24 protein-coding genes are annotated in these 25,516 nt (G+C 61.2%); 3 read left to right on the forward strand and 21 right to left on the reverse strand.

Annotated features, from left to right (window positions below; all coding sequences use genetic code 11):
* Nucleotides 1-20: 20 nt before the first annotated feature.
* The gene (locus QA648_RS14950) at nucleotides 21-2,252 is read right to left on the reverse strand and encodes a primosomal protein N' (RefSeq protein ID WP_283047773.1); all 2,232 of its coding nucleotides are present in this window, start codon (nucleotides 2,250-2,252) and stop codon (nucleotides 21-23) included.
* A gap of 137 nt (nucleotides 2,253-2,389) precedes the next feature.
* On the reverse strand, nucleotides 2,390-3,346 hold the full coding sequence (locus tag QA648_RS14955) for a 1-acyl-sn-glycerol-3-phosphate acyltransferase (RefSeq protein ID WP_104824590.1): 957 nt from the start codon (nucleotides 3,344-3,346) through the stop codon (nucleotides 2,390-2,392).
* A 245-nt stretch (nucleotides 3,347-3,591) separates the two neighbouring features.
* Here QA648_RS14955 and QA648_RS14960 point away from each other — a divergent pair, with 245 nt between their 5' ends.
* The gene (locus tag QA648_RS14960) at nucleotides 3,592-4,527 is read left to right on the forward strand and encodes a tyrosine recombinase XerC (protein WP_283051350.1); all 936 of its coding nucleotides are present in this window, start codon (nucleotides 3,592-3,594) and stop codon (nucleotides 4,525-4,527) included.
* A gap of 117 nt (nucleotides 4,528-4,644) precedes the next feature.
* Nucleotides 4,645-5,736, forward strand: coding sequence for a TraB/GumN family protein (locus QA648_RS14965; protein ID WP_283051352.1), 1,092 nt, complete (start codon nucleotides 4,645-4,647; stop codon nucleotides 5,734-5,736).
* Here QA648_RS14965 and QA648_RS14970 read toward each other — a convergent pair.
* From QA648_RS14970 to sdhC, 19 genes are all read right to left on the reverse strand, one after another.
* Nucleotides 5,714-6,361 carry a DUF2867 domain-containing protein gene (locus tag QA648_RS14970; protein WP_349254294.1) on the reverse strand — a complete coding sequence of 216 codons (648 nt, stop codon included), beginning with the start codon at nucleotides 6,359-6,361 and terminating at the stop codon, nucleotides 5,714-5,716. The two genes, QA648_RS14965 and QA648_RS14970, sit on opposite strands and share 23 nt — an antisense overlap.
* 23 nt (nucleotides 6,362-6,384) lie before the next feature.
* A complete protein-coding gene (gene lpdA / locus QA648_RS14975; protein WP_283047775.1) occupies nucleotides 6,385-7,791 on the reverse strand; it encodes a dihydrolipoyl dehydrogenase in 1,407 nt (468 codons plus the stop codon).
* A 29-nt stretch (nucleotides 7,792-7,820) separates the two neighbouring features.
* Entirely contained in the window at nucleotides 7,821-8,459 is a 639-nt protein-coding gene (locus QA648_RS14980; RefSeq protein ID WP_283047777.1) for a LysE family transporter, read from the reverse strand.
* Between the two features lie 18 nt (nucleotides 8,460-8,477).
* Nucleotides 8,478-9,233 carry an SDR family oxidoreductase gene (locus QA648_RS14985; protein ID WP_283047780.1) on the reverse strand — a complete coding sequence of 252 codons (756 nt, stop codon included), beginning with the start codon at nucleotides 9,231-9,233 and terminating at the stop codon, nucleotides 8,478-8,480.
* On the reverse strand, nucleotides 9,230-9,736 hold the full coding sequence (locus QA648_RS14990; RefSeq protein WP_283051356.1) for a hypothetical protein: 507 nt from the start codon (nucleotides 9,734-9,736) through the stop codon (nucleotides 9,230-9,232). The genes QA648_RS14985 and QA648_RS14990 overlap by 4 nt, the downstream gene beginning before the upstream one ends.
* Nucleotides 9,737-9,756: 20 nt before the next feature.
* On the reverse strand, nucleotides 9,757-10,506 hold the full coding sequence (locus tag QA648_RS14995; RefSeq protein ID WP_283047781.1) for a DUF4241 domain-containing protein: 750 nt from the start codon (nucleotides 10,504-10,506) through the stop codon (nucleotides 9,757-9,759).
* A 14-nt stretch (nucleotides 10,507-10,520) separates the two neighbouring features.
* On the reverse strand, nucleotides 10,521-11,750 hold the full coding sequence (odhB, locus tag QA648_RS15000; protein ID WP_283047782.1) for a 2-oxoglutarate dehydrogenase complex dihydrolipoyllysine-residue succinyltransferase: 1,230 nt from the start codon (nucleotides 11,748-11,750) through the stop codon (nucleotides 10,521-10,523).
* A complete protein-coding gene (locus QA648_RS15005; RefSeq protein WP_283047783.1) occupies nucleotides 11,740-12,102 on the reverse strand; it encodes a YciI family protein in 363 nt (120 codons plus the stop codon). The genes odhB and QA648_RS15005 overlap by 11 nt, the downstream gene beginning before the upstream one ends.
* 26 nt (nucleotides 12,103-12,128) lie before the next feature.
* Nucleotides 12,129-15,113, reverse strand: a complete 2,985-nt coding sequence (locus QA648_RS15010) for a 2-oxoglutarate dehydrogenase E1 component (protein WP_283047784.1) — start codon at nucleotides 15,111-15,113, stop codon at nucleotides 12,129-12,131.
* Nucleotides 15,114-15,289: 176 nt separating this feature from the next.
* Entirely contained in the window at nucleotides 15,290-16,192 is a 903-nt protein-coding gene (sucD, locus tag QA648_RS15015) for a succinate--CoA ligase subunit alpha (RefSeq protein WP_104824600.1), read from the reverse strand.
* Between the two features lie 12 nt (nucleotides 16,193-16,204).
* Nucleotides 16,205-16,696, reverse strand: a complete 492-nt coding sequence (locus QA648_RS15020; RefSeq protein ID WP_283047786.1) for a DUF1579 family protein — start codon at nucleotides 16,694-16,696, stop codon at nucleotides 16,205-16,207.
* 5 nt (nucleotides 16,697-16,701) lie between these two features.
* Nucleotides 16,702-17,895 carry an ADP-forming succinate--CoA ligase subunit beta gene (gene sucC / locus QA648_RS15025; RefSeq protein ID WP_283047788.1) on the reverse strand — a complete coding sequence of 398 codons (1,194 nt, stop codon included), beginning with the start codon at nucleotides 17,893-17,895 and terminating at the stop codon, nucleotides 16,702-16,704.
* A gap of 27 nt (nucleotides 17,896-17,922) precedes the next feature.
* The gene (gene mdh / locus QA648_RS15030; RefSeq protein ID WP_283047790.1) at nucleotides 17,923-18,885 is read right to left on the reverse strand and encodes a malate dehydrogenase; all 963 of its coding nucleotides are present in this window, start codon (nucleotides 18,883-18,885) and stop codon (nucleotides 17,923-17,925) included.
* Between the two features lie 180 nt (nucleotides 18,886-19,065).
* The gene (zapE, locus tag QA648_RS15035) at nucleotides 19,066-20,229 is read right to left on the reverse strand and encodes a cell division protein ZapE (protein WP_104824604.1); all 1,164 of its coding nucleotides are present in this window, start codon (nucleotides 20,227-20,229) and stop codon (nucleotides 19,066-19,068) included.
* Between the two features lie 61 nt (nucleotides 20,230-20,290).
* The gene (locus QA648_RS15040) at nucleotides 20,291-20,809 is read right to left on the reverse strand and encodes a protease inhibitor Inh/omp19 family protein (RefSeq protein ID WP_104824605.1); all 519 of its coding nucleotides are present in this window, start codon (nucleotides 20,807-20,809) and stop codon (nucleotides 20,291-20,293) included.
* Between the two features lie 388 nt (nucleotides 20,810-21,197).
* Nucleotides 21,198-21,977 (reverse strand): succinate dehydrogenase iron-sulfur subunit, encoded by a 780-nt coding sequence (locus QA648_RS15045; protein ID WP_104824606.1) that lies wholly within the window; start codon nucleotides 21,975-21,977, stop codon nucleotides 21,198-21,200.
* 17 nt (nucleotides 21,978-21,994) lie between these two features.
* The gene (gene sdhA / locus QA648_RS15050; protein WP_283047793.1) at nucleotides 21,995-23,851 is read right to left on the reverse strand and encodes a succinate dehydrogenase flavoprotein subunit; all 1,857 of its coding nucleotides are present in this window, start codon (nucleotides 23,849-23,851) and stop codon (nucleotides 21,995-21,997) included.
* Nucleotides 23,852-23,857: 6 nt separating this feature from the next.
* Nucleotides 23,858-24,238 (reverse strand): succinate dehydrogenase, hydrophobic membrane anchor protein, encoded by a 381-nt coding sequence (gene sdhD, locus QA648_RS15055; RefSeq protein ID WP_283047794.1) that lies wholly within the window; start codon nucleotides 24,236-24,238, stop codon nucleotides 23,858-23,860.
* Nucleotides 24,239-24,302: 64 nt separating this feature from the next.
* Nucleotides 24,303-24,701: a succinate dehydrogenase, cytochrome b556 subunit gene (sdhC, locus tag QA648_RS15060; protein ID WP_104824610.1), complete on the reverse strand. Its 399-nt coding sequence runs from the start codon at nucleotides 24,699-24,701 to the stop codon at nucleotides 24,303-24,305.
* A 311-nt stretch (nucleotides 24,702-25,012) separates the two neighbouring features.
* Here sdhC and QA648_RS15065 point away from each other — a divergent pair, with 311 nt between their 5' ends.
* On the forward strand, nucleotides 25,013-25,516 hold the full coding sequence (locus QA648_RS15065) for a hypothetical protein (protein WP_245463904.1): 504 nt from the start codon (nucleotides 25,013-25,015) through the stop codon (nucleotides 25,514-25,516).

Below are 25,516 nucleotides of genomic sequence, written 5' to 3' on the forward strand. Positions count from 1 at the left end.
AAAGGCACCGTTTCGCGAAACTACAGGAAACTCTGTGGATCGATGTCGAGCTGCACCTGCACGGAGCCGCGCTCCTTCGGCGATTGTGCCAGCAAAGCGCGAAGGAATCCCTGCATATCTGAATTACGCCGGCCGTGCACAAGCAGGCGGAAACGATGGCGGCCCCGCACCAGGGCGAGCGGCGCTTCAGCCGGGCCGAGCACCGATATGCCCTGGACCTGCGGCGCCGCATTGCGCAGGCCGCGGGCATGAGTTTCCGCATCCTGCCGGGTATCGGCCGAGACGATGATCGAGGCGAGCCGGCCGAAGGGCGGCAATATGGCTCTTTCGCGCTCCGAAATCTCGCGCTCGTAGAAAGCGCCGGCATCGCCGGAGACGATCGCCTGCATGACGGGGTGCTGCGGCTGATAGGTCTGCAACAGGCCGTGACTCTTGAGGCCGGTTCGCCCCGCGCGGCCGGTCACCTGCGACAGAAGCTGGAATGTCCGCTCGGCTGCACGCGGATCGCCATTGGCAAGACCAAGATCGGCGTCGACGATGCCGACCAGCGTCATCAGCGGGAAATTGTGTCCTTTGGCGACGAGCTGCGTGCCGATGACGATATCCGCCTCGCCTTTGGCAATGGCCTCTAGCTCCAGCCGCAGCCGCTTGACGCCGCCCATGATGTCGGAGGAGAGCACGATGGTCCGCGCTTCGGGAAAATGCCGCTCGACCTCCTCGGCAATGCGCTCGACGCCCGGACCGCAGGCGACGAGATGGTCGAGCGTGCCGCATTCCGGGCAGGCTTCAGGCGTCCGTTCGGCATAGCCGCATTGATGGCACTGGATCTGTCCACGGAAACGGTGTTCCACCAGCCAGCTCGAACATTGCGGACATTGGAAGCGATGCCCGCAGACGCGGCAGAGCGTCAACGGTGCATAGCCGCGCCTGTTGAGGAACAGCAGCGACTGTTCGCCCTTTTCCACCGTTTTGCCGATCGCCCGAATTAGCAGCGGCGAGAGGAACCCGCCGCGCTCCGGCGCATGCCGGCGCATGTCGATCAGATGCAGGTCCGGAAGAGCCGCATCCCCGTAGCGGGTCGGCAGATGAATGGTGCTGTAACGCCCGCTCTGGCCGTTGACCTGGCTCTCGACCGAAGGGGTCGCCGACACCAGCACTACCGGAAAATCGCCGATCCGGCCGCGCACGACCGCCATGTCGCGGGCATTGTAATAGACCCGATCCTCCTGCTTGTAGGCGGGATCGTGCTCTTCGTCGACGATGATCAGGCCAAGGTCTTCGAAGGGCAGGAACAGCGCCGAGCGCGCGCCGGCAACGACCCGGACCTCGCCGGTCACCGCCTGCCGCCAGACTTTTTCGCGCATGCGCGGCGCCAGGTCCGAGTGCCACTCGGCCGGCTTGGCGCCGAAGCGATCCTGAAAGCGCTCGAGGAAACTCGCCGTCAGCGCGATTTCCGGCAGCAGGATCAACACCTGCTTGCCGCGCTTCAGCGTCTCGGCGATCGCCTCGAAATAGACCTCGGTCTTGCCCGAGCCGGTGACGCCATCGATCAGCGAAACGGAGAACTCGCCCTTGCGCACCTCGGCAAGGATTTCATCGGCCGCTTCGCGCTGCGGGCCTTCGAGCCGCGAGGCTGTGAAATCCGGATCGGGCCTGGCGACGACGGGCGGCGGCGGCAGGAATATGGTTTCGAAAATGCCCTGCGCGATCAGCCCGTCGACGACTCCAGTCGAAACGCCGGCAGCGTGCGCCAGCCCGCTCCGCGTCCACGAGAGGCCGTCCTTTGCCGTCTCCATGACCCGGGTGCGGGCGGGTGTCAGCCGTTCCGGTGCGCCGCCGACAAAACGAAGGCCCTCGACCATCGGTTCGGGATCGAAGGCTGCGGGCGCACGCAGCGCCATGCGCGCCACCAGTCCCGGCGGCGACAGCGTATAGGCGGCCACCCAGTCGATGAAATCGCGCATCTCCTTGGTCAGCGGCGGGCAATCGAAGACATGGCTGATCGGCCGCAGCTTCTTCGGATCGACGCCGCCCTCGTCGCCGCCATCCCAGACGACGCCGATCACCTGCCGCGGTCCGAGCGGCACCTGCACGACCGAGCCGGGCTCAACCGCCATGCCTTCCGGAACCGCATAGGAATAGGGCTTCGGCGCCGGCATCGGCACCAGAACCGGGACCGTGCGGCTCATGGTCGGGTGTGCGGGCGCAGCTTCAAACAGCGCGCCGAACAGATCGGACGAATCTTTAGTCATCGCGCCAGACCATGCCCCGAGCGGCGACAAAAAGAAACCCGGGGTGGTTCGGCATCATATTGTCCGAAGCCACTTCAAACTTTCACCGCTGTTGTCTTTTGACACAGGATGCCGAAGCAATGAGCTGCCAACAGCCGTCAAACGGAATGCTCCGCGACGGCGGCTGCCATATCCTGGACCGCAGCCGGAGGACCGACCGGCGCAAACGTCGTATTTCCGTCGGCTGCCAGATCGAACACCGTATGCTTCTCCAGCGCCTTCGTCACTTCGTTGACGTCGCCGTCCAGATGCTCGACCGGGATGAGATTGCCGATCAGGAAATCGAAGCGGTCGCCGCGCTTGTTGAGGAGCTCGTGGAACACCGTCATGTCGCGCAGCTCCGTCGACCATTTGGCGAACCAGTAGAACAGCCCGGAATTGCGTGCCGTCAGATGCACCGGCAGGATCGGCAGATTGTACTTGCGCGCCAGCCCCACGGCCGATGTCTTCCAAGGCCGCTCGTTCAGCTTGCCGTTTGCCCAATAGGCGATGCGGCCGGAGGGGAAGAGCACGGTGACCTTGCCCTCGGCAACAGCGCGATTGGTGATCTGCAGCGTTTCGCGCGTCTTCAGTTTGCTCTTATATTCCTCACGCCATTCGACCGGGATGATCATCTCGGCGAATCGCGGATTGACGCGGACAGCGTCGCGATTGGCGAAAACCATCATATCGGGCCGGCGCGTCTTCAGGAGATCGAAGACGGCGACGCCGTCGGCAATGCCGGTCGGATGGTTGCTGACGAGAATGAAGCCGCCGGAAGCCGGGATGCGTTCGGCATGGGTTACCCCTATATCGAGCCGCAGCAGATCGCTCATATATTCGAAGCACTGGAAACCCGGCAGCTTGGCGATGTCGTTGGCAAATTCGATCGCCTTGTTGTAGCGCAGCAGCGTGTAGAGAAAGGGCCGCATCAAGGGCCAGAGCGGGTTGCGAACGATCTTCTGGCCGCGCTCGGCGATCAGCGTATCGACGATATGTCCGGGCTGGCCCTGGGACACCAAAGCAATTGCTTCTGCAAGTTGTCCCAATGCAGTTATCGAACCGCGACGTGCCATGAAATGCCCTGGATAGTTGGGTTGTACTCTATTGCAATCGAATATGATCGAAGCATGACAAGCGCCTCGCGTATAACCGCTTAAATCGATTTTGATTCAAGGCGCAGCCTATACGCAGTTGAAAAGAACTACTGCGATCTTTCCGTACGCAAAGGAGAGACACGGCACAGTAGGAATGTTAGCGATTCCATAACCTTCCCTCCTTCAAAGTGGCAGAAGGAATTTGAATTTCAAGGGGTTTTCCACTGAACGAGTTGCTGATTATCGCCGATCCCGAGCTAATGGCTGAGCGCAGCCGTTGGTTGGATACGCTCGGCCAGGAGCGGCGGCTTTCGGCCCATACGCTGGATGCCTACGAGCGTGACACGCGGCAATTCCTGACGTTTCTGACAGGCCATCTCGGTGGCCCGGCGACAATCAAGGATATCCATGCGCTACGCCCCGCCGACTTCCGCGGTTTTCTGGCTGCGCGCCGCAAGGATGGCGCAGGTGCGCGTTCGCTCGGGCGCAACCTCGCCGGCCTTCGTTCGCTGCTGCGCTATCTTGAAAAGAAAGGCCTGGTGAACGCGGCCGGCGCCGGAGCGGTACGCTCGCCGAAGCAGCCGAAATCGCTGCCGAAGCCGCTGTCGGACACCCAGGCGATCACCGTCGTCAGCGACGAGGCGCAGATGCATGACGAGCCTTGGATCGCCGCGCGCGACACGGCCGTGCTGACCCTGCTCTATGGCTGTGGCCTGCGCATCTCCGAAGCGCTGGATCTGACGCCGGAAGACGTGCACCCCGGTGCAACAGCGCTGCGGATCACCGGCAAGGGCAACAAGACCCGCCTAGTGCCGCTGCTGCCCATTGTCGTCGAAGCGGTCGAGAAATACCGTGCGCTCTGCCCCTATCATCTCGACGCAGATGCTCCGCTCTTTCGCGGCGCGCGCGGCGGCAAGCTGCATGCCGGCCTCATCCAGCGCGGCATGCAGAAGCTGCGTAGCGCCTTCGGCCTACCCGACACGGCGACGCCCCATGCGCTGCGCCATTCTTTCGCCACGCATCTGCTCGCAGGTGGCGGCGACCTGCGTACGATCCAGGAATTACTCGGCCATGCCAGCCTTTCGACAACACAGGTCTATACTGGGGTCGATTCATCGCGGCTGCTGGAGGTCTATGACCGGGCTCACCCGCGGGCGTAAGAAAGTGTTAACCTCTCGCGTTAAGGGAATATGCGTTTCAGGCGGATAGAGCAGAAGCTAATTCGGCATGATCCCGGCCAAAGTCGCGATCATGTCCCCTGCTTTCGGAAGGTTGAGATAATGTCTGCTCTCGGAATCAAGACAGCGCGGCTGACAGCGTCGAGATTCGGTGACATTCTCCTCTGGCTGGCGACGGCCTTTCCCTGGATGCTGATGACGGCATTGATCGTGGCTCTGTTGTCGCTGGCGCCTGCGCATGCCGAAGAGGCCGCGTCCGATAGCTGCGGCGGCAAAGATCTGATGGCTGAACTGCAAAAGAGCGACCCCGCCAAATATGCCTCGATCCTCGCCGAGGGTGACAAGGTGGCGAATGGCAAGGGCATCTTCTGGAAGATCGAAAAGTCCGGCCTAAAACCCTCCTGGCTGCTCGGCACCATGCATGTCAGCGACGCGCGCGTGGTGACCATGCCGAAGGGCGCAGCCGAAGCAAGTGCCGGGGCGGATACGATCGTCGTCGAATCCGATGAAATCCTCGACGACAAGAAGGCGATGGCAGCTCTTTTCAGCAATCCGTCTTTGATGATGCTGACCGACGGCTCGACCATCAGCCAGCATCTGTCGCCGGAAGAGAACACCAAGCTGGAAGCGGGCCTGAAACAGCGCGGCGTGTCGCTCGCCACCGTCGCCCACATGCAACCTTGGTTGATTTCGAGCTCTTTCGAAATGACCGGCTGTGAAGTCCGCCGCAAGACGGCCGGCATGAAATTCCTCGATCAGAAGCTTGCGAGCGACGCGATCGCTAGCGGCAAACAGGTGAAGGGGCTGGAAACACTGGCCGAACAGGCCAAGGCCATGAGCGATCTGCCGATCGAACTTCACGTGAAATCGCTGATCCAGACGCTGGAACTCGGCGACAAGATCAACGACGTCAACGAAACCATGACCGATCTCTATCTCGCCGGCAATATCGGCGCGATCGTCCCGATGCTGAAGAACATCGTGCCGGATCAGAACCTGTCCGACGATGATACCGCCGCCTTCGAACAGCGCATCATTTTGGACCGCAACAAGGTAATGGCCGAGCGCGCCGCGCCGATCCTCGCCAAGGGCAACGCCTTCATCGCCGTCGGCGCACTGCATCTGGTCGGCGATCAAGGTCTGGTGGAACTGCTGCGCAAGCAGGGTTTTACGGTGACGGCGGCGAACTGAGTGCGCCCATTCGTTTGCCGAAGTCAGTCAGCACTGTCTCGACAATCAACCGATGGAACGGCGTGATCACAGCGATATAGATCTGGCCGAGCAAGATTTTCCGTTTCACGAGCGTCGTTATATCGATGAGTCGACGCCCCTGACCATCATCCCGCACATCGATTACGACACGGAAATCAAGGTGCTTGTCGTCGAAGCCGAGAACAACTTGGTTCTCTGATTTGCTGACGATCGGAAAGAAGCCGATTGTTTCCGACGTATTTAGGGAGTGATGTCCCGTAGATTTCAGGCCGAAGACACTGACGACTGTATCGCGCAGCTTTAGCAGTGACCGCACCCAAAAAGGAAATTTGCCGAACATTGTGCGCGCGGCAGCGACTGCCGTAAAATCCGATTCCTGTACCTGTAGCTCGTAACAATCAGCCCAGTCCGCGCCCGGCAATGCGGGATGCGGCATATTTGGTTTAACCATTATGGGCTTTGCCGGCATTTTGTCGTCTGCTGTTTCACTCTCTGCAAAGTAGCACAGCCAACGTATAGCCAGACATACAAACGACGGCTGCGGCAATTCGCTCACGACAACCCGCAAAAGGAAACGGCGGCCGTCATCACCGCCGCCGCTCACATCAAAGGATACGTCTCTATAATTTACATATGGATCGGCTTGAAGAAGGTCGCGAGCGCGGCTTCCTTTACGGCTTCCGACATGGTCGGATGCGCATGGCAGGTGCGGCCGAGATCTTCCGACGAGCCGCCGAATTCCATCAGCACGGCAATCTCGTGGATCATCTCGCCAGCGCCGAAGCCGACGATGTGGCCGCCGAGAACGCGGTCAGTCTCTTTGTCCGCCAGGATCTTGACGAAACCGTCCGTCGCCAGCATGGCGCGGGCGCGGCCATTGGCGGTGAAGGGGAATTTGCCGACCTTGTAGGCGATGCCCGCGGCCTTCAGCTCTTCCTCGGTCTTGCCGACGGAGGCGACTTCGGGCTGCGTGTAGACCACGCTCGGAATGACATCGTAATTCACATGGCCAGCCTGACCGGCGAGGATTTCGGCAAGCGCCACGCCCTCGTCTTCCGCCTTGTGCGCCAGCATCGGGCCCTTCACCACGTCACCGATGGCATAGATGCCGGGAACATTGGTCTTGAAATGGCCATCGATTTCGACGCGGCCCCTGACATCGAGGACAACGCCTGCCTCTTCCAGGCCGAGACCGGCCGTGTAGGGCTTGCGGCCGGTCGATACCAGCACGACATCGGCGTCGAGCACCACCTTGTCGCCGCCCTTGACCGGCTCGAAGGTGACCTTGGCGCCGTCGCCGACCTTCTCGACGCCGGTGACCTTGGCGCTGAGATGGAAGTCGATGCCCTGTTTGGCCAGCATGCGCTGGAACTGCTTGGAGACTTCGCCGTCCATGCCGCCGAGAATGGTGTCGAGATATTCGACGACCGTGACCTTGGCGCCGAGGCGCGACCAGACCGAGCCGAGCTCGAGGCCGATGACACCGCCGCCGACGACGATCATGTTGGCCGGCACCTTGTCGAGCGCGATGCCGCCGGTGGACGAAATGATCACCTTCTCATCGATTTCGAGCGACACGCCCGGAATGCCGGCAACGTCGGAGCCGGTGGCGATGACGATGTTCTTGCCCTCTATCTCGGTCACCTTGCCATCCTCGGCCGTGACGGAAACCTTGCCGGCAGCGACGATCTTGCCGGTGCCCTGGAAGGTATCGATCTTGTTCTTCTTGAAGAGGAAAGCGACGCCGTCGGTGTTCGCCTTCACCGTCGCATCCTTGTGCGCCATCATCTTCGAAAGATTGAGCGTCGGTGCTGCGACTTCGACGCCGAGCGCGTCCATGCCATGGCCGGCATGATGGAACATTTCGGAGGCATGCAGCAGCGCCTTGGACGGGATGCAGCCGATGTTGAGGCAGGTGCCGCCGAACGTGGCGCGCTTTTCGATGACTGCCACCTTGAGGCCGAGCTGCGCCGCCTTGATAGCGCAGACATAGCCGCCGGGGCCGGTTCCGATAATGATCACATCGTAGGACATGGTTTTAATTTCCTTGTTTTGTATCTCTGTTAGTCAGTCGCCCGCGCCAATGCGAGGCGGATACCGAAGCCGACAAGTGCCGCTCCAGTGATGCGGTTGAACCATTTGCCGCCGGCGATGAAGCGATCGCGGACCGGCTTGACGGTGAAGAAGACGGAGACGCCGGCAAACCAGGCGACAAGCGCCGTCGCCATGCCGATGCCATAGGAAAACTGAATGAGCGCCGGCGTGTCGTGATGCACGAGCGTCGAAAACAGCGACAGGAAAAACAGCACCGGCTTCGGATTGAGCGCATTGGTGATGAAACCCTTTGCCAGGCAGCGCCAGATGGAAACCGGCTTGCGATCCTCCTCGCCGATCTCGATCTCCTTCACCTTGAAGCCGGGCTCCCGGAAAGACTTGATGCCGAGATAGACGAGATAAAGGACGCCGGCCCATTTGATCAGGCTGAAGAGCATCAGCGATTGCGAGACGATGAGACCGAGGCCGAGAATGGTATAGCTGACGTGGAAAAGCAGCGAGAAGCCCATGCCGAGGCCGGTCATGACGGCCGCGCGGCGGCCATGCACGATGCTCTGGCGCAGGATGACGGCGAAGTCAGCGCCCGGTGCGACGATGAAAATCGAAAACACCGCCATCAGGCCGAGGAATTCCAAGACATATTGCATGATTTCTGCCCTTTCCGATCAGCGGCCGCCGCTCACATCGAGGACGGCGCCCGTTATATAGGATGCCTGTGGCCCCAAGAGGTAGAGGATGGCGTCCGCCACCTCTTCCGCGGTCCCCGCCCTCTTCATCGGCAGTTGCGGAGCGATCTCGCGCGCACGGTCTGGCAGGCCTGCCGCCGCGTGGATTTCCGTATCGATAATGCCCGGCCGCACCGCATTGACCCTTATGCCCTCGGCCGCCACCTCGCGCGCCAGGCCGAGCGTGAACGTATCGATCGCGCCCTTGGAAGCCGCATAATCGACATATTGCCCACCGCCACCAAGGGTGGCTGCCACGGAGGAGAGGTTGACGATCGCGCCGCCCTTGCCGCCATGGCGAGTGGACATGCGGCGAACGGCTTCCGCGGCGGCCAGCATCGAGCCGGTGATGTTGATGCGAAACATCCGGTCGAGGCGTTCCGGCGTCATCTCGTCCAGACGCTGCACGCGATCGACGATGCCGGCATTGTTGACGAGACCGTCCAGCCGGCCGAAATGCTGGTCGACGGTGGAGAAAATGGACCTGATATCATCAGGCGAGCCGACATCGCCGGCGACCGCAACCGCCTCGCCGCCGGCATCCCGGATCGCGGTTACGACCGCCTCAGCAGCCGCCTTGTTCGAAGCGTAATTGACAGCCACGGCCCAGCCTTGCCGGGCAGCCGCAATCGACACTGCCGCCCCGATGCCGCGGCTGCCGCCGGTGACGAGAAGAACAGGGGATTTGCCAGTCATTCGCCGCATCCTTTCAAGGTCAGGACATCCCAGGGGGCGACGGTCGCTTTGCCTTTGCCCCAGATGGAGGATTCACGGATCGAAGGTCCGAGCGCCGGCAGGAACAGCCGCGCCGCGGCGCCTGCGCCCTCCGCCGGCAAGACACCGATATTGCCCTTCAGGTCGGAAGCGTAGATCATGCCCTGCCAGACGGTGCAGGCGCGGAGATCGGCGCCGGTCACATCGCCTTCCGGGCAGTTGAACATGATCAGGCCGTTGGCGCGCAGTTGATCATCCGAGCGCATCACCACGCCATCCGCCACGATCGGCGTGTTCCGCACAGAGAATTTGAATTTGTTGCTGGTGGCTGCCGCCTCGGAATCGACCGGTTCGAAACGCAGCTCGTAGGCATCGTCCATGTCGCCATAAACAGCCCTTTCCTGTACGCATTCATCCGCAAGCGCCGGCACCGGAATGGCCGCAAACGCCATCATCGCCCAGTGCACGGGGCCTAGTCGTGCCATCCCTCGGTTCGCCAGCATGATCACCCTCCCCCTGGTTCGTGCCGACCGTCTGCATTTTCAGTCACCCCGAAATCCGTAAAGAGAACAAGCGGGCGATCCTTCGCATCGAGGCCCCAGAACACCGGGTAGAAACCATCGCCCCATCCGCTCCAGAACACCGCGACATTGCCGCGCTTGCCGGTCACCGGCCGATGCATGACATATTTGTCGTCATTCGCCTCGATCTCGGGAGCGAGCACATCATCGTAGTAATTGATGTCGGTGGCGGACTTCTGGGTGCGGACCTGCTGCTCCCGTTCCTGGATCAGGGCGTATGTTTCCGCATCCATATAGCAGCCGAGACCGGCATCGACCGGATAGCCGAAGAACTCGTCGTTCTTCAGCGACTTGATATCCTGGCCGGGAATGAGCGCCAGCTCCCAGCGCGTGGGCTTGCCACCGGCAAAGCGCAGGCTGGCTGCAGCAACGCGGCCGAAGGCTTTGTAGATGGTCACCGGATAGTTGCCGGGCGCAACCGTCCTGGTGAAGGCCGGACGATCCGGCCCAACCAGAGGATCGCTGGCGACGATGCGGCCGGACGTCAATTCAACATCGCCCATGTGAAAGACAGTGATCGACCGGGCGGCGAGATCGGCGTCTCTCAGCGACGCCAGATCGAGATTGCTGCTGAGCTTGGCAACGTCGAAATCATCCGCGGCGGCGGAAAATGGCATCCACGCGGCGACAGCGCACAAGAGTCCGCGCATCGTCCGCATGGGCCATTTCGACATGAGCCAGCGCTCCCTTAGAGATCGAGAACCAGACGTTCCGGATCTTCCAGGCTTTCCTTGACGCGCACGAGGAAGGTAACCGCTTCCTTGCCGTCGACGATGCGGTGATCGTAGGAGAGCGCCAGATACATCATCGGGCGGATGACGACCTGGCCGCCGATGGCGACCGGACGCTCCTGGATCTTGTGCATGCCGAGAATGCCCGACTGCGGCGCATTCAGGATCGGCGAGGACATCAGCGAGCCGTAGACGCCGCCGTTGGAGATGGTGAAGGTACCGCCCTGCATGTCGGCCATGGAGAGCTGGCCGTCACGGGCTGCCTTGCCGAGGCGGCCGATTTCCTTCTCGATGCCGGCGATCGACATCTGGTCGGCATCACGCACGATCGGAACCACGAGGCCCTTGTCCGTGCCGACGGCAACGCCGATGTGGCAGTAGTTCTTGTAGATGATGTCGGTGCCGTCGATCTCGGCGTTGACGGCCGGGAGTTCCTTCAGCGCATGCGTGACTGCCTTGGTGAAGAAGCCCATGAAGCCGAGCTTCACGCCATGCTTCTTCTCGAAGATGTCCTTGTACCTGTTGCGCAGGTCCATGACGGCCTTCATGTCCACCTCGTTATAGGTGGTGAGCATGGCGGCGGTGTTCTGCGCATCCTTAAGGCGCTTGGCGATCGTCTGGCGCAGGCGCGTCATCTTCACGCGCTCTTCGCGGCCGGCATCTTCGACGGTGGTCGGGGCGCGGGCGGCAACCGGAGCAGCCGGTGCGGCGGCAGGCGCCGAGGCAGCCTTGGCGACGGCGGCGATGACATCACCCTTCAGGACCTGGCCGCGCTTGCCGCTGCCATCGACCTGATCGGCGGAAAGATTGTTTTCGGCGAGCAGCTTGGCGGCGGCCGGAGCAGCCGGCATGGCGGAAGCCGGTGCGGCGACTGGAGCAGCGGCGACCGGTGCAGACGCGGCAGCAGCGGCCGGTGCGGTAGCCTGGGCCGGAGCAACCGCAGCACCGTTGCCGGCGGAGATCTGGCCGAGCAGCGCGCCGAGGCCTACGGTTTCGCCGGCCTGGGCAACGATTTCGGAAAGCGTGCCGGCCGAAGGCGCAGGGACTTCGATCGTCACCTTGTCGGTTTCGAGTTCGAGAAGCGGCTCATCAGCCTTGATGACATCGCCGACCTTCTTGAACCAGGTACCGACGGTCGCTTCGCTGACGGATTCGCCGAGGGTAGGAACGCGGATTTCAGTGGCCATTGTTCAGATCCTGATTTTTCGTCGTTATGACTGAGATAGAATTACCGGCGACGGACGGCCGGAGAATGAGTGAGGGCATCGGCGAGATTTCGATGCGGAAACCGAGCCCGGCGAGAAGGACGGGATCGGCATCGCCAAGCGCCTTGGCGGCATCGGCGTCTTCGACGTCGACGACAGCCATGCCGAAAGCACCATCGGCGGCGAAGACCGGACCGACGATAACAGCCGTTCCGGCACTTGCATGCTCGCGCCAATAAGCGGCGTGCTTCTGCATGGCGGCCATCTCCTCCCCTGTGGCGTCATGCGGGAAGCTGGGGCGCGGCGGCACAAGTTTCAGATGAAAATAAGCCATCGCGCACCCCCTTTCCGGCTCATGCCTTAACCGCCGAGCGCATCCTCAAGGAATGCAGCGAGCTGCGCCAGATGCTTGGACATCAGGCCCGTCGCGGGAGAGGCGGCGGCCGGACGGCCGGTGTAGCGAACCCGCTGGTACTTAGCGTCGATATGGGCGAGCACCCATTCCAGATACGGATCGATGAAGGACCATGCGCCCATGTTCTTCGGCTCTTCCTGGCACCAGACCATCTCCGCATTGCGGAAGCGGCTGAGCTCGTTGATGAGCGCCTTGGCCGGGAACGGATAGAGCTGTTCGATACGCAGCAGGTAGATATCGTCGATGCCGCGCTTCTCGCGCTCTTCCAGCAGGTCGTAATAGACTTTGCCCGAGCAGATGACGACGCGACGAATCTTGGCGTCCTTCTGCAGCTTGATCGGGCCGTCCTTGATCACTTCCGCATCGTCCCAGAGCAGGCGATGGAAGGAGGTTTCCCCCGCCATCTCCGCCAGGCCCGATACCGCACGCTTATGGCGCAGCAGCGACTTTGGCGTCATCAGGATCAGCGGCTTGCGGAAGTCACGCTTCAACTGGCGACGCAGGATATGGAAGTAGTTCGCCGGCGTCGTGACGTTGGCGACCTGCATGTTGTCTTCGGCACAGAGCTGCAGATAGCGTTCCAGGCGGGCCGAAGAGTGTTCCGGACCCTGACCTTCATAGCCGTGCGGCAGCAGGCAGACGAGGCCGGACATGCGCAGCCACTTACGTTCGCCCGACGAGATGAACTGGTCGAACACGACCTGCGCACCGTTGGCGAAGTCGCCGAACTGCGCTTCCCACAGCGTCAGCGCATTCGGACGGGCCAGCGAATAGCCGTATTCGAAGCCGAGAACCGCCTCTTCCGACAGCATCGAGTTGATGACTTCGTAGCGGGCCTGGGTCGGCGACAGGTTGGCGAGCGGGATGTAGCGATCTTCGGTTTCCTGATCGTAGAGAACCGAATGACGCTGCGAGAACGTGCCGCGCTCGCAATCCTGACCGGACAGACGGATCTTGTGGCCTTCGACCACGAGCGAGCCGAAAGCGAGCGCTTCCGCCATTGCCCAGTCGATGCCTTCGCCTGTCTGGACCATGCCGGCGCGGTTTTCCATGAAGCGCTGGATGGTTCGGTGCGCATGGAATCCGGCCGGAATTTCCGACAGTTTGCGGCCGATATCCTTCAGCGTCTTCATCGGCACGGCAGTCTTGCCGCGACGCTGCTCGTCTGCATTGTCGGCCGTATGCAGGCCCGACCATTCGCCGTCCAGCCAGTCGGCCTTGTTCGGCTTGTAGGACTGGCCGGCCTCGAACTCCTGTTCGAGATGGGCGCGCCAGTCGGCCTTCATCTTCTCGACTTCGCCTTCGCTCAAGACACCTTCGGCGACCAGCCGCTCAGAATAGAGCTGCAGCACCGTCTTGTGGGCGCGAATGACCTTGTACATCTTCGGCTGCGTAAAGGACGGCTCGTCGCCTTCATTGTGGCCGTAGCGGCGGTAGCAGAACAGGTCGACCACAACAGGCTTGTGGAACTTCATGCGGAATTCGGTCGCGATCTTCGCCGCATAGACCACCGCTTCCGGATCGTCGCCGTTGACGTGGAAGATCGGCGCCTCGATCATCTTGGCGACGTCGGACGGATAGGGCGACGAACGCGAGAAGGCCGGATTGGTGGTAAAGCCGATCTGGTTGTTGATGATGACGTGCATCGTGCCGGCGACGCGATGGCCGCGCAGACCGGAAAGGCCGAGGATTTCAGCCACGACGCCCTGACCGGCGAAAGCGGCATCGCCATGGATCAGCAGCGGCACGACCTTGGCGCGTTCGGAGAGCGGAATGATGTCGCCGTCCCAGAGGGTGGCGCTCATATCCTGCTTGGCGCGGACCTTGCCCATGACGACCGGATTGACGATTTCCAGATGCGACGGATTGGCCGTCAGCGAAACGTGCACCTTGGTGCCGTCGAAATCGCGGTCCGAGGAGGCGCCGAGATGGTACTTGACGTCGCCCGAGCCTTCTACTTCGTCCGGCGCATAGGAGCCGCCCTTGAATTCATGGAAGATGGCGCGGTGCGGCTTGCCCATGACCTGGGAAAGCACGTTGAGACGGCCGCGATGGGCCATGCCGAACACGGCTTCCTTGAGGCCGAGCTGGCTGCCGCTCTTCAGAATCTGCTCCAGCGCCGGGATGAGCGATTCGCCGCCATCGAGGCCGAAACGCTTCGTGCCCTTGAACTTGACATCGAGGAACTGCTCGTAGCCTTCGGATTCGATCACTTTCTGCAGGATCGCCTTCTTGCGCTCCGCACTGAAGGCGATGCCCTTGTCGACGCCCTCGATGCGTTCCTGGATCCAGGCCTTCTCCTCCGGATTGGAGATATGCATGAATTCGACGCCCAGCGTCGAGCAGTAGGTGCGCTCGAGGATTTCCATCATCTCGCGCACGCTCGCATATTCGAGGCCGAGCACGTTATCGATGAAGATCTTGCGGTCGAGGTCGGCCTCGGTGAAGCCGTAGGCTTCCGGCGACAGCTCCTTGTAGTCTTCAACCGCAGCGGCGATACCCAGCGGGTCGAGCTTGGCGTGCAGGTGGCCGCGCATGCGATAGGCGCGGATCATCATGATGGCGCGGACAGAATCGCGCGTCGCCTGCAGAATGTCGGCGGTGTCTGTCGGCTTACCTGCGGCTTCGGCCTTGGCCTTCACCTTGGTCTCAATCGCCTTCTCGACGATGCCCCAGTTGCCGTCGAGCGCGGAGACGAGCTCGCCGTTTGCCTGGATCGGCCAGTTCTTGCGCTGCCAGGAGGCGCCCTTGGCCGCCTTCTTCACATCGTCAGGACTGTCTTCCAGTGCCTTGAAGAACGACCGCCACTCGCTCGAGACCGACGATGGGTCTTCCTCGAAGCGCGCATAAAGCTGCTCGATATAAGCAGCGTTGGCGCCGTCCAGGAACGAGGTGATCTGAAATTGCTCGTTGGCTTCTTGCCTTGCCATGGTGATATGCGGACGCTCTCGTCCGCCTCCCGACTTGTTTGCTTTGCCGGCTTATGGAAATCCGGCGACCATATTTCGTCCGCGATCCCTTGGGATCACATATCTGCTTTTACGAATTCGAAGGCCGGACGGGCTGGCGACTGCCGCTTCCCGTCCGGGTCTTGCAATAGGTAGGATCAGCCCTTCAGGACTTCTACCAGCGTCTTGCCGAGACGCGCCGGCGACGGCGACACGCGGATGCCTGCCGATTCCATCGCTGCGATCTTGTCTTCCGCGCCGCCCTTGCCGCCGGAAATTACGGCGCCGGCATGGCCCATCGTGCGGCCGGGAGGTGCCGTGCGGCCGGCGATGAAGCCGACCATCGGCTTCTTGCGGCCCTTCTTGGCTTCGTCCTTGAGGAACTGCGCGGCGTCTTCTTCCGCCGAGCCGCCGATTTCGCCGATCATGATGATCGACTTGGTTTCGTCGTCGGCGAGGAACATTTCTAGGACGTCGATGAATTCGGTGCCCTTGACCGGGTCGCCGCCGATGCCGACAGCCGTCGTCTGGCCGAGGCCTTCATTGGTGGTCTGGAACACGGCTTCGTAGGTCAGCGTGCCGGAACGCGAGAGAACGCCGACGGAGCCCTTCTTGAAGATGGAGCCCGGCATGATGCCGATCTTGCATTCGTTCGGGGTCAGAACACCCGGGCAGTTTGGCCCGATCAGGCGCGACTTCGACTTGATGAGGCGGTCCTTGACCTTGACCATGTCGGCGACCGGAATGCCTTCCGTGATGCAGACGATCAGCGGGATCTCGGCTTCGATCGCTTCGAGGATCGCGGCCGCAGCGCCTGCCGGCGGCACGTAGATGACCGAGGCGTTGGCGCCGGTTGCTTCTTTGCCTTCGGCGACGGACTTGAAGATCGGCAGCTTTTCGCCGTCCTTGCCGGCCCAGGTTTCACCGCCCTTGGAAGGGTGGATACCGCCGACCATCTTCGTGCCGTGATAGGCAAGCGCCTGTTCAGTGTGGAAAGTACCGGTCTTGCCGGTCAGGCCCTGAACCAGGACCTTGGTGTCTTTGTTGATGAGAATAGACATGCGAGGCCTTTGTTACGAGAGGTTGGAAGACGCGGAGGCAACGCGACGATAGACGCCGCTGACGACCTCCTGCCATGTATCGCTGCCGGCGGGCGAGAAAGTGACGCCCATGCGGTAGCAGTCTTCATTTTCGAACTGGAAGAGAGTGCGTTGTTGACCGCGCGGCGAGACCTTGGTCAGGACAAGCTTGTCGTCGATCCACTCGCCGGAAGCCGGCGCGGCGGGCACGAAGCCGACCGTATCGAACTGATAGAGCTTGTAGGCCTGATCCGCAGCGTCGAAGCCGAGAATGTTCCGGGCTTCGAACGATGTGCTGCCGTCCCGTGTCTGCACGTAGCGCTGTTCGACGAAAAATCCGCCGAACAGACACTCGGCCGTGAGCTGCGCGGTTGCCTTTCCTTCCTTCGTCCAGGCCGAGGCCGCGACATGCTCTTCCCCTTCCCAGATGCCGGCGAAGGCACCGAGGCGAAGATGAGCAGCCGTTGGAGCGAAGGAAGCAGCCATCCCGATCAGCCCTTGACTGCCTTCACGATCTTCTGGGCGGCATCGTCCAGGTCATCGGCGGAGATGACGTTGAGACCGGATTCGTTGATGATCTTTTTGCCGAGCTCGACATTCGTGCCTTCAAGGCGAACGACGAGCGGCACCTTCAGACCGACTTCCTTGACGGCTGCGAGCACGCCTTCGGCAATGACATCGCACTTCATGATGCCGCCGAAGATGTTGACGAGGATGCCTTCGACAGCCGGATCGGCGGTGATGATCTTGAAGGCCGCGGTGACCTTTTCCTTGGTAGCGCCGCCGCCGACATCGAGGAAGTTCGCCGGCTCTGCGCCGTAGAGCTTGATGATGTCCATGGTCGCCATGGCAAGGCCGGCGCCGTTGACCATGCAGCCGATGTTGCCGTCGAGGGCGACATAGGCGAGGTCATACTTGTGTGCTTCGATTTCCTTGGCGTCCTCTTCGGTCGTGTCGCGCAGCGCAACGATGTCCTCGTGGCGGAACAGCGCATTGCCGTCGAAGGATACCTTGGCGTCGAGGACGCGCAGGTTGCCATTGGTCATGACGATCAGCGGGTTGACTTCGAGCAGGGCCATGTCCTTTTCGACGAAGGCCTTGTAGAGGATCGGGAAGAGCTTGGCAGCGTCTTCGCGGGCAGCGCCTTCGAGCTTCAGCGCGTCGGACAGGGCAGCCGAGTTGGCAGCCGTAACGCCCGTCGACGGGTCGATGGCGACGGTGATGATCTTTTCCGGCGTGTCGTGTGCAACGGTTTCGATGTCCATGCCGCCTTCGGTCGAAACGACGAAGGCAACCTTGCCGACCGAGCGGTCGACCAGGATCGAGAGATACAGTTCGCGGTCGATATCGGCGCCGTCTTCGATGTAGAGGCGGTTGACCTGCTTGCCGGCCGGGCCGGTCTGCTTGGTCACCAGCGTGTGGCCGAGCATTTCCTTGGCGTTGGCAACGACGTCCTCGATCGACTTGGCGAGGCGAACGCCGCCCTTGGCGTCGGGGCCGAGTTCCTTGAACTTGCCCTTGCCGCGACCGCCGGCATGGATCTGGCTCTTGACGACATAAAGCGGGCCCGGAAGCTGCTTTGCGGCGGCTTCGGCTTCATCGGCGGAGAAAATGGCAACGCCGTCCGCGACGGGTGCGCCATAGGTCTTCAGCAGAGCCTTGGCCTGGTATTCATGAATGTTCATGGATTTATCCCTATTGGAACGCGGAAATTACTTCAGCGACGGCGCGATGGTAGCGCAGGCTTCGCAGAGGCCGGCAACGGCTGCGACGGACTTGTCGAAGGCTTCCTTCTCGGCCTTGTTCAGGTCGATCTCGATGACGCGCTCGATGCCGCCGGCACCGATGACGGTGGGAACGCCGACATACATGTCCTTCACGCCGTACTGGCCGGAGAGGTAGGCAGCGCAAGGCAGGACGCGCTTCTTGTCCTTGAGGTAGGATTCGGCCATCGCGATGGCGGAAGCGGCCGGAGCATAGTAGGCCGAGCCGGTCTTCAGGAGACCGACGATCTCGGCGCCGCCGTCACGGGTGCGCTGGATGATTTCTTCGAGGCGTTCCTTGGTGACCCAGCCCATGGTGACGAGGTCGGTCAGCGGAATGCCGGCAACGGTGGAGTAACGGGCGAGCGGCACCATCGAGTCGCCGTGGCCGCCGAGAACGAAAGCGGTGACGTCTTCGACGGAGACGTTGAATTCCTGGGAGAGGAAGAGGCGGAAGCGCGACGAGTCGAGCACGCCAGCCATGCCGACGACCTTGTTGGTCGGCAGGCCCGAGAACTTCTGCAGAGCCCAGACCATGGCGTCGAGCGGATTGGTGATGCAGATCACGAAAGCGTCCGGGGCATATTTCTTGATGCCGGCGCCGACCTGTTCCATGACCTTGAGGTTGATGCCGAGAAGATCGTCGCGGCTCATGCCCGGCTTGCGGGGAACGCCGGCGGTGACGATGCAGACGTCAGCGCCTTCGATCGCGGAATAGTCGCTGGCGCCGGTGAGGTTGGCGTCAAAGCCTTCGACAGGAGAAGACTGGGCGATGTCGAGACCCTTGCCCTGGGGAATGCCGTCCGCGATGTCGAACAGGACGATGTCGCCCAATTCTTTCAGGCCGGCGAGATGCGCCAGCGTGCCACCAATCATGCCAGAACCAATAAGTGCGATCTTGTTGCGCGCCATTTCGGTGTATCCTTTGCGATCAAAATCCGTGGCGGGACACCTTGCAAGGCATCCACCATTGCCGCCAATCGCATAGACCCAAAGGTCGAAATTGGCAATTGATTATTTTTGGATCAGGTATTTCAATCGGTTAGATCGAAAATGTCTTACGTAAACGTAAGACATTTTGTCACCAAAACGTTACTCGGCGGCGCGTTTTGCCTGAGTCTGGGCAAGATATTCCGTGCTGCGCATTTCGAAAAGCCGCGATGCGGTGCGGTCGAACTCGAAGCCTTCCGTGCCGCGTTTTTCGATCAGAAGCTCCTCCGGCATCGCCTCGGCCGAAACGTAAAGCCGGATGGCATGATCGTAAAGCGTGTCGATGAGAATGATGAAGCGCTTGGTCTGGTTGCGCTTTTCCGGCCCGAGCTTCGGAACGCGGTCGAGAAATATCGTGTCGAACCGATTGGCGATGGCCAGGAAATCGGCTGCGCCCAGCGGCGCTTCACAGAGATCGGCGAACGAGAAGCGCGCCGCGCGATCGACGGCGAGCGGCACATGGATGGAACGCCCCTTCATCGGAATGTCTGACGGCTGTGCCTTGCGTCCGTGCAGCACCTGCACCCACGACGCATCCATTGCCATATCGGTGCGATCGTTGATCGGGGTCAGATAGACCGGCTGGCTGTTCAGCTTCTCCATGCGGTAATCCGTTGGCGAGTCCAGCGTGACGACATCGACATGGCGTTTCAAAAGATCGATGAAAGGCAGGAACAGGCCGCGATTGAGGCCATCGCGATAGAGATTGTCCGGCTCGACATTCGATGTGGCAACCAGTACGCAGCCGAGCGAAAACAATTCGGAAAACAGCCGCGACAGGATCATCGCATCGGCGATGTCGGTTACGGTGAATTCGTCGAAGCAAAGCAGCTCCGCCTGACCATAAAGGTCGGCGGCGACCGGCGGTACCGGATCGGCCTGCTTGGTCTCGCCATTCTTGAACTTCAGCCGGTGAGCGGCGATGCGGTTGTGCACATCCGCCATGAACTCATGGAAATGCGCCCGGCGTTTCTTGCTGCAGGGCGCCATATTGAAGAACATGTCCATCAGCATGGTCTTGCCGCGCCCGACACTGCCATGGATGTAGAGGCCACGGACGATCCCCGTCGGCCTCTTGCGCGCGGCAAACATCCAGCCAAGCGCGCTCGATTTGGTCGCCGGTCGCTTCCGCTTGAGATCGGCAAGCACGCGATCGAGGGATTTTGCCACATCCATCTGCGCCGAATCCACCTGAAGCGATCCGGAAGCCGTCAGCGTCTTTAGATGTTCGACGACGCTGATGGAATAGTCGGGCATGGGCTGCATGGGGAAATACCCGCCTGTGCAAGGAGGAAGCGGCTGGACGGCCCAGCCGCTTCAAAAGAGCTTATCGGCTGAGGCTGAGCGGCTGGCCGGATGCCGTGGAACCGTCGAAGCGCGAAGCGGCCGTCTTGTAGAGCGAGCCGATCTGGCTGCCGTCACGATTCTTGAGGATGACCTGCTTGCCGGACACTTCCCAGGAACCCATCGTCGTCAGCTCGCCCGCGCAACCGCGCGTGCCGCCGCGCGAACCGCTGCCGAGATTGGTGAGCGTCAGGAACATGTCGCAGCTCGCGCCGCCATTGCTGACCTTCCAGCTACCGACCATGGATTCCTTGGTCACGTCCTGCGCGGAAGCGGCCATCGCCTGCTGTTGCTGCTGATTGGCAGCATTCGGCGTATTCGTCGGCGCTGCCGGGAACTGCGAGGCGCCGCCGGTGGTCGGCGGAAGCTGGCTGGATTGGACGGAAGGAACGGGTTGAGCCTGCAATGGCGCGGCAGAATATTCATCGTTGTATGCTGTGCGCTGGCAACCGGCAAGCGACAGACCTATCGCCGCAGCCGTCGCTGCATATCTCAATTGCATCATCATACTCCTAATTGTCCACCATCGAGGTTTGCACTGGCGCTTAGTTAGGTTGGGATTATCTTATTTCACTTTGGTTAATCAAGTCGCTACGGGGCACAAATCGCTGGAGGGCATAGCTCCGCAAGAATCCGGTCATTTCAAGGCTTAACCAGACAAACCTCATCCGACGAGTTCCTGCAGGTCCGCGTCCTGGCGAAGTTTGCTGGAGAAATCGGAACAACATGCAAGCGAGGCCGATAAAAATTCCGTGAGCTGCAGCGGCGGCATCCGCCTCTTCACCGAGAGCGGCCTACAGAATGATCCCGCTCCGATCCGATGTGGTCGAAGCGGTAATCATGGCGGTCAGGCTATTCCCGCCGCAACAGGGACGAACGGTCGGCGGCGGTCAGATCCGCCGCTCGACCATCATCTTCTTGATTTCGGCGATCGCCTTGGCCGGGTTCAAACCCTTGGGGCAGGTCTGGGCGCAGTTCATGATCGTGTGGCAGCGATAGAGGCGGAACGGATCTTCGAGATTATCAAGACGCTCGCCCTTTGCTTCGTCACGGCTGTCGATCAGCCAGCGATAGGCCTGCAGAAGAACGGCCGGGCCGAGATAACGGTCGCCGTTCCACCAATAGCTCGGACAGGAGGTCGAGCAGCAGGCGCAGAGAATGCATTCGTAGAGGCCGTCGAGCTTCAGACGATCCTCGTGGCTCTGCTTCCACTCCTTCGCCGGCGGCGGCGACACCGTCTTCAGCCAGGGCTCGATCGAGCGATGCTGGGCGTAGAAGTTCGTCAGATCCGGCACGAGATCCTTGACGACAGGCATATGCGGCAGCGGATAGATTTTCACCGTGCCCTTGATCTCGTCCATGCCCTTGGTGCAGGCGAGCGTATTGGTGCCATCGATGTTCATCGCGCACGAGCCGCAAATGCCTTCGCGACAGGAGCGGCGCAGTGTCAGCGTCGGATCGATCTTGTTCTTGATGTAGAGCAGACCGTCGAGCACCATCGGGCCGCAATCGTCGACATCGATGTAATAAGTGTCGATGCTCGGGTTAAGGCCGTCATCCGGGCTCCAGCGATAGACACGGAATTCGCGGGTGTTCGTGGCACCGGCCGGCTTCGGCCAGACCTTGCCTTCACGCATCTGAGAGTTCTTGGGGAGAGCGAGTTCAACCATGGTCAGTTCCTCTCAGATCAGTACACGCGTGCCTTCGGCTCGATCTTGTGCGGATCGATGCCTTCGGCGATCAGGTCGGTGTGAACGGGACGATAGTCGAGCTTCACGTCGCCGGCTTCGCTGACCCAGGCAAGCGTGTGCTTGCGCCAGTTTTCGTCGTCGCGGCCGGCAAACTTGCCCTCGGTGTAATCCTCGCGGGCATGCGAGCCGCGGCTTTCCTTGCGGGCTTCGGCGCCGTAGATCGTCGTGATGGCATTGGCCATCAGGTTGTGCAGCTCCAGCGTCTCGACAAGGTCGGAATTCCAGATCAGCGAACGGTCGGTGACCTTGATATCGGGCATTTCCTTCCAGATCTCCGAAAGGCGGCGGCAGCCGGATTCCAGCGATTCCTGGGTGCGGAACACGGCGGCGTCTTCCTGCATGGCGCGCTGCATCTTTTCGCGCAGCACCGCCGTCGGCGTCGAGCCGCTGGCGTGGCGCAGGCGGTCGAAACGCTCCATAATCTTGTCGCAGGCGGCAACATTGACCGGCGGAACCGGGCTGTTGCGGTCGATGACCTGGCCGGCGCGGATGGCGGCGGCGCGGCCGAAGACCACAAGGTCGATCAGCGAGTTGGAGCCGAGGCGATTGGCGCCGTGCACCGAGGCGCAACCGGCTTCACCGACGGCCATCAGGCCCGGCAGAACACGCTCCGGATTGTTGCTGTCGGCATTCAGCACTTCACCCCAATAATTCGTGGGAATGCCGCCCATATTGTAGTGAACGGTCGGCAGGACCGGGATCGGCTCGCGGGTGACATCGACGCCGGCGAAGATGCGCGCGCTCTCGGAAATACCCGGCAGGCGCTCATGCAGCACGGCCGGATCGAGATGGTCGAGATGCAGGAAGATGTGGTCCTTGTTCTTGCCGACGCCGCGGCCTTCGCGGATTTCCAGCGTCATGCAGCGCGAAACGACGTCGCGCGAGGCAAGGTCCTTGGCCGACGGCGCATAGCGCTCCATGAAGCGCTCGCCTTCGGAGTTGACGAGATACCCGCCTTCGCCGCGCGCGCCTTCGGTGATTAGACAGCCGGAACCATAGATGCCGGTCGGATGGAACTGCACGAATTCCATATCCTGCAGCGGCAGTCCGGCGCGGGCAACCATGCCGCCACCGTCGCCGGTGCAGGTATGGGCCGAAGTCGCCGAGAAATAGGCGCGGCCGTAGCCGCCGGTCGCCAGCACCACCATCTTGGCGGCGAAGCGATGGATCGTTCCGTCATCCAGGCACCAGGCGACGACGCCGGTGCAGCGGCTGCCATCGTCGGACATGATCAGATCGAGCGCGAAATATTCGATGAAGAATTCAGCGTTGTTGCGCAGCGACTGGCCATAAAGCGTGTGCAGGATAGCGTGGCCGGTACGGTCGGCAGCGGCGCAGGTGCGCTGAACCGGCGGGCCTTCGCCGTAGTTCTGCATATGGCCGCCGAACGGGCGCTGGTAGATCTTGCCCTCTTCGTTACGCGAGAAGGGCACGCCGTAGTGCTCGAGCTCGTAGACCGCCTTCGGCGCTTCCATGGCGAGATACTGCATGGCGTCGACGTCGCCGAGCCAGTCGGAACCCTTGACGGTGTCGTAGAGATGCCACTGCCAGCTATCCGGCGTCATGTTCTGCAGCGAGGCGGCGATACCGCCCTGAGCTGCGACCGTGTGCGAGCGGGTCGGGAATACCTTGGTGATGCAGGCGGTTCGGAAACCCTGCTCGGCCATGCCGAGCGTGGCGCGCAGGCCAGCGCCGCCGGCGCCGACAACGATCACGTCATAGGAGTGATCGACATATTTATAGGCTTTCCCGTTCTGAGCGGGCCCATTCTGAGCGGATGAATTCGGTGCCATCGGTAATTATCCTACGAACGCGATCTTCAGAATGGCGAAGAGACAGAGCCCGGCCACGATGATCGCGAAGAATGTGTTGAGCATAAGAAGGACGATCTTGCTGATCTCACTATGGACATAGTCCTCGATGATGACCTGCATGCCGATCCGCATGTGAATGACGCCGGAGACCACCATCAGGCCGAAAATAACGGCAACGATCGGGTTCGACAGCGCGTGCACGACTTCCGCGTAGGGCGCGCCGGCATAGATCATCAGAAAGATGACGAAGAAAATGATGAGAGGAACGTTGGCGACGGCGGTCAGGCGCTGGCGCCAGAAATGCTCCGTGCCTTCCTTGGCGGAACCGAGACCGCGGACTTTGCCCAGGGGAGTGCGCATATCCATGAGAAATATCCTTTAAAGCATGATCCCGAAAGCGTTCGAGCGCTTTCGAGAACAGTCATGCCAATCAAATCAGCCGGATGATAATGCCGATGATCCAGACCAGCGCGGTAAGACAGAGCGAGCCGACGAGCGTCGCCTTGGCCATCCTGGTCGAGACAGCGGGGTCGTAGCCGTATCCGAGATCCCAGACGAAATGGCGGAAACCGCCGAGCATGTGGTGCAGCAGCGCCCAGGTATAACCGAGCAGGACGAGCCGGCCGATGATCGAGCCCATGATCCAGTTGACCAGATCGAAATAGCCCTGGCCGGTCGCCGCCGCGATCAGCCACCAGGCGACCAGCAGCGTGCCGAAATAAAGCGCGCCGCCGGTGATGCGGTGGACGATCGACATGACCATGGTGGGAATAAGTTTGTAGACTTGCAGATGCGGCGACAGGGGCCGGTTTTGTGTGACGTTCGCCATCAGAACCTCGCGGCGTTACGATACGCTTCTATCCCGGAATATCTCCGGGGCAACACACGCCTGGGGGAAGTCCTGTGTGCGTTGCATCAATTGGACCATTAATCACGGAAAGGCACGTCGACAAGCACAATTGCTGTCTGCCTTGAATTTAATCGATTCGGATCAGCCGACACTTTTAGCGAGTGCGCAGAAACGACATTCTCCGATTGGCCATTCCACACGATTTTCCCGCCAACCGAGTAGACTTGGCGTCGCTCTTGCGGCACTCTGTTCTTCATATTTTATTAAGCATTTGGAGAGCGAGGCAACCTATGGGACAGCATCTTTTCAAGGCAGCAACGCTCGTCTTAGCGGCAGCCGCCGCCCTTTCGTCCATGTCGGCCTCCGCAGGCGATTATCGCCATGGGTACCGCCCGTTCCAGCATCATGGGCCATTTCCGCTGCACCCCGGACGCGTCGGTGCCTATGCCACGGAGGTCGCCTTTTCGACCGGCTATCGCCATGGATATCGGCCGTTCCATCATCGCGGCCCGGTTCGGTTGCAACAAATCTCCTGGCCGCAGCACTACACGCAGCCGCAACCGACCAGAATCATCCTCATGGATCGGCAATATGCCGCTGACATCGGCACCTATGCGGGCACGGCCGATATGTATCAGGCCGACGATGGGACTTATATTGTCGGCTATGGCGGCGGCTATGATCAATATCAGGGCGAACCGGCTGCATTGAAGCCGAGAGCCAAGATCATCAACGTCAAACGTGCCGGCAATGCCTGCTCCTACGAGGCCGGCGTCTGTGTGATTCGCCCCTGA

Origin of the sequence: Rhizobium sp. CB3171, assembly GCF_029714265.1 — a bacterium.
Lineage (GTDB): Bacteria > Pseudomonadota > Alphaproteobacteria > Rhizobiales > Rhizobiaceae > Rhizobium.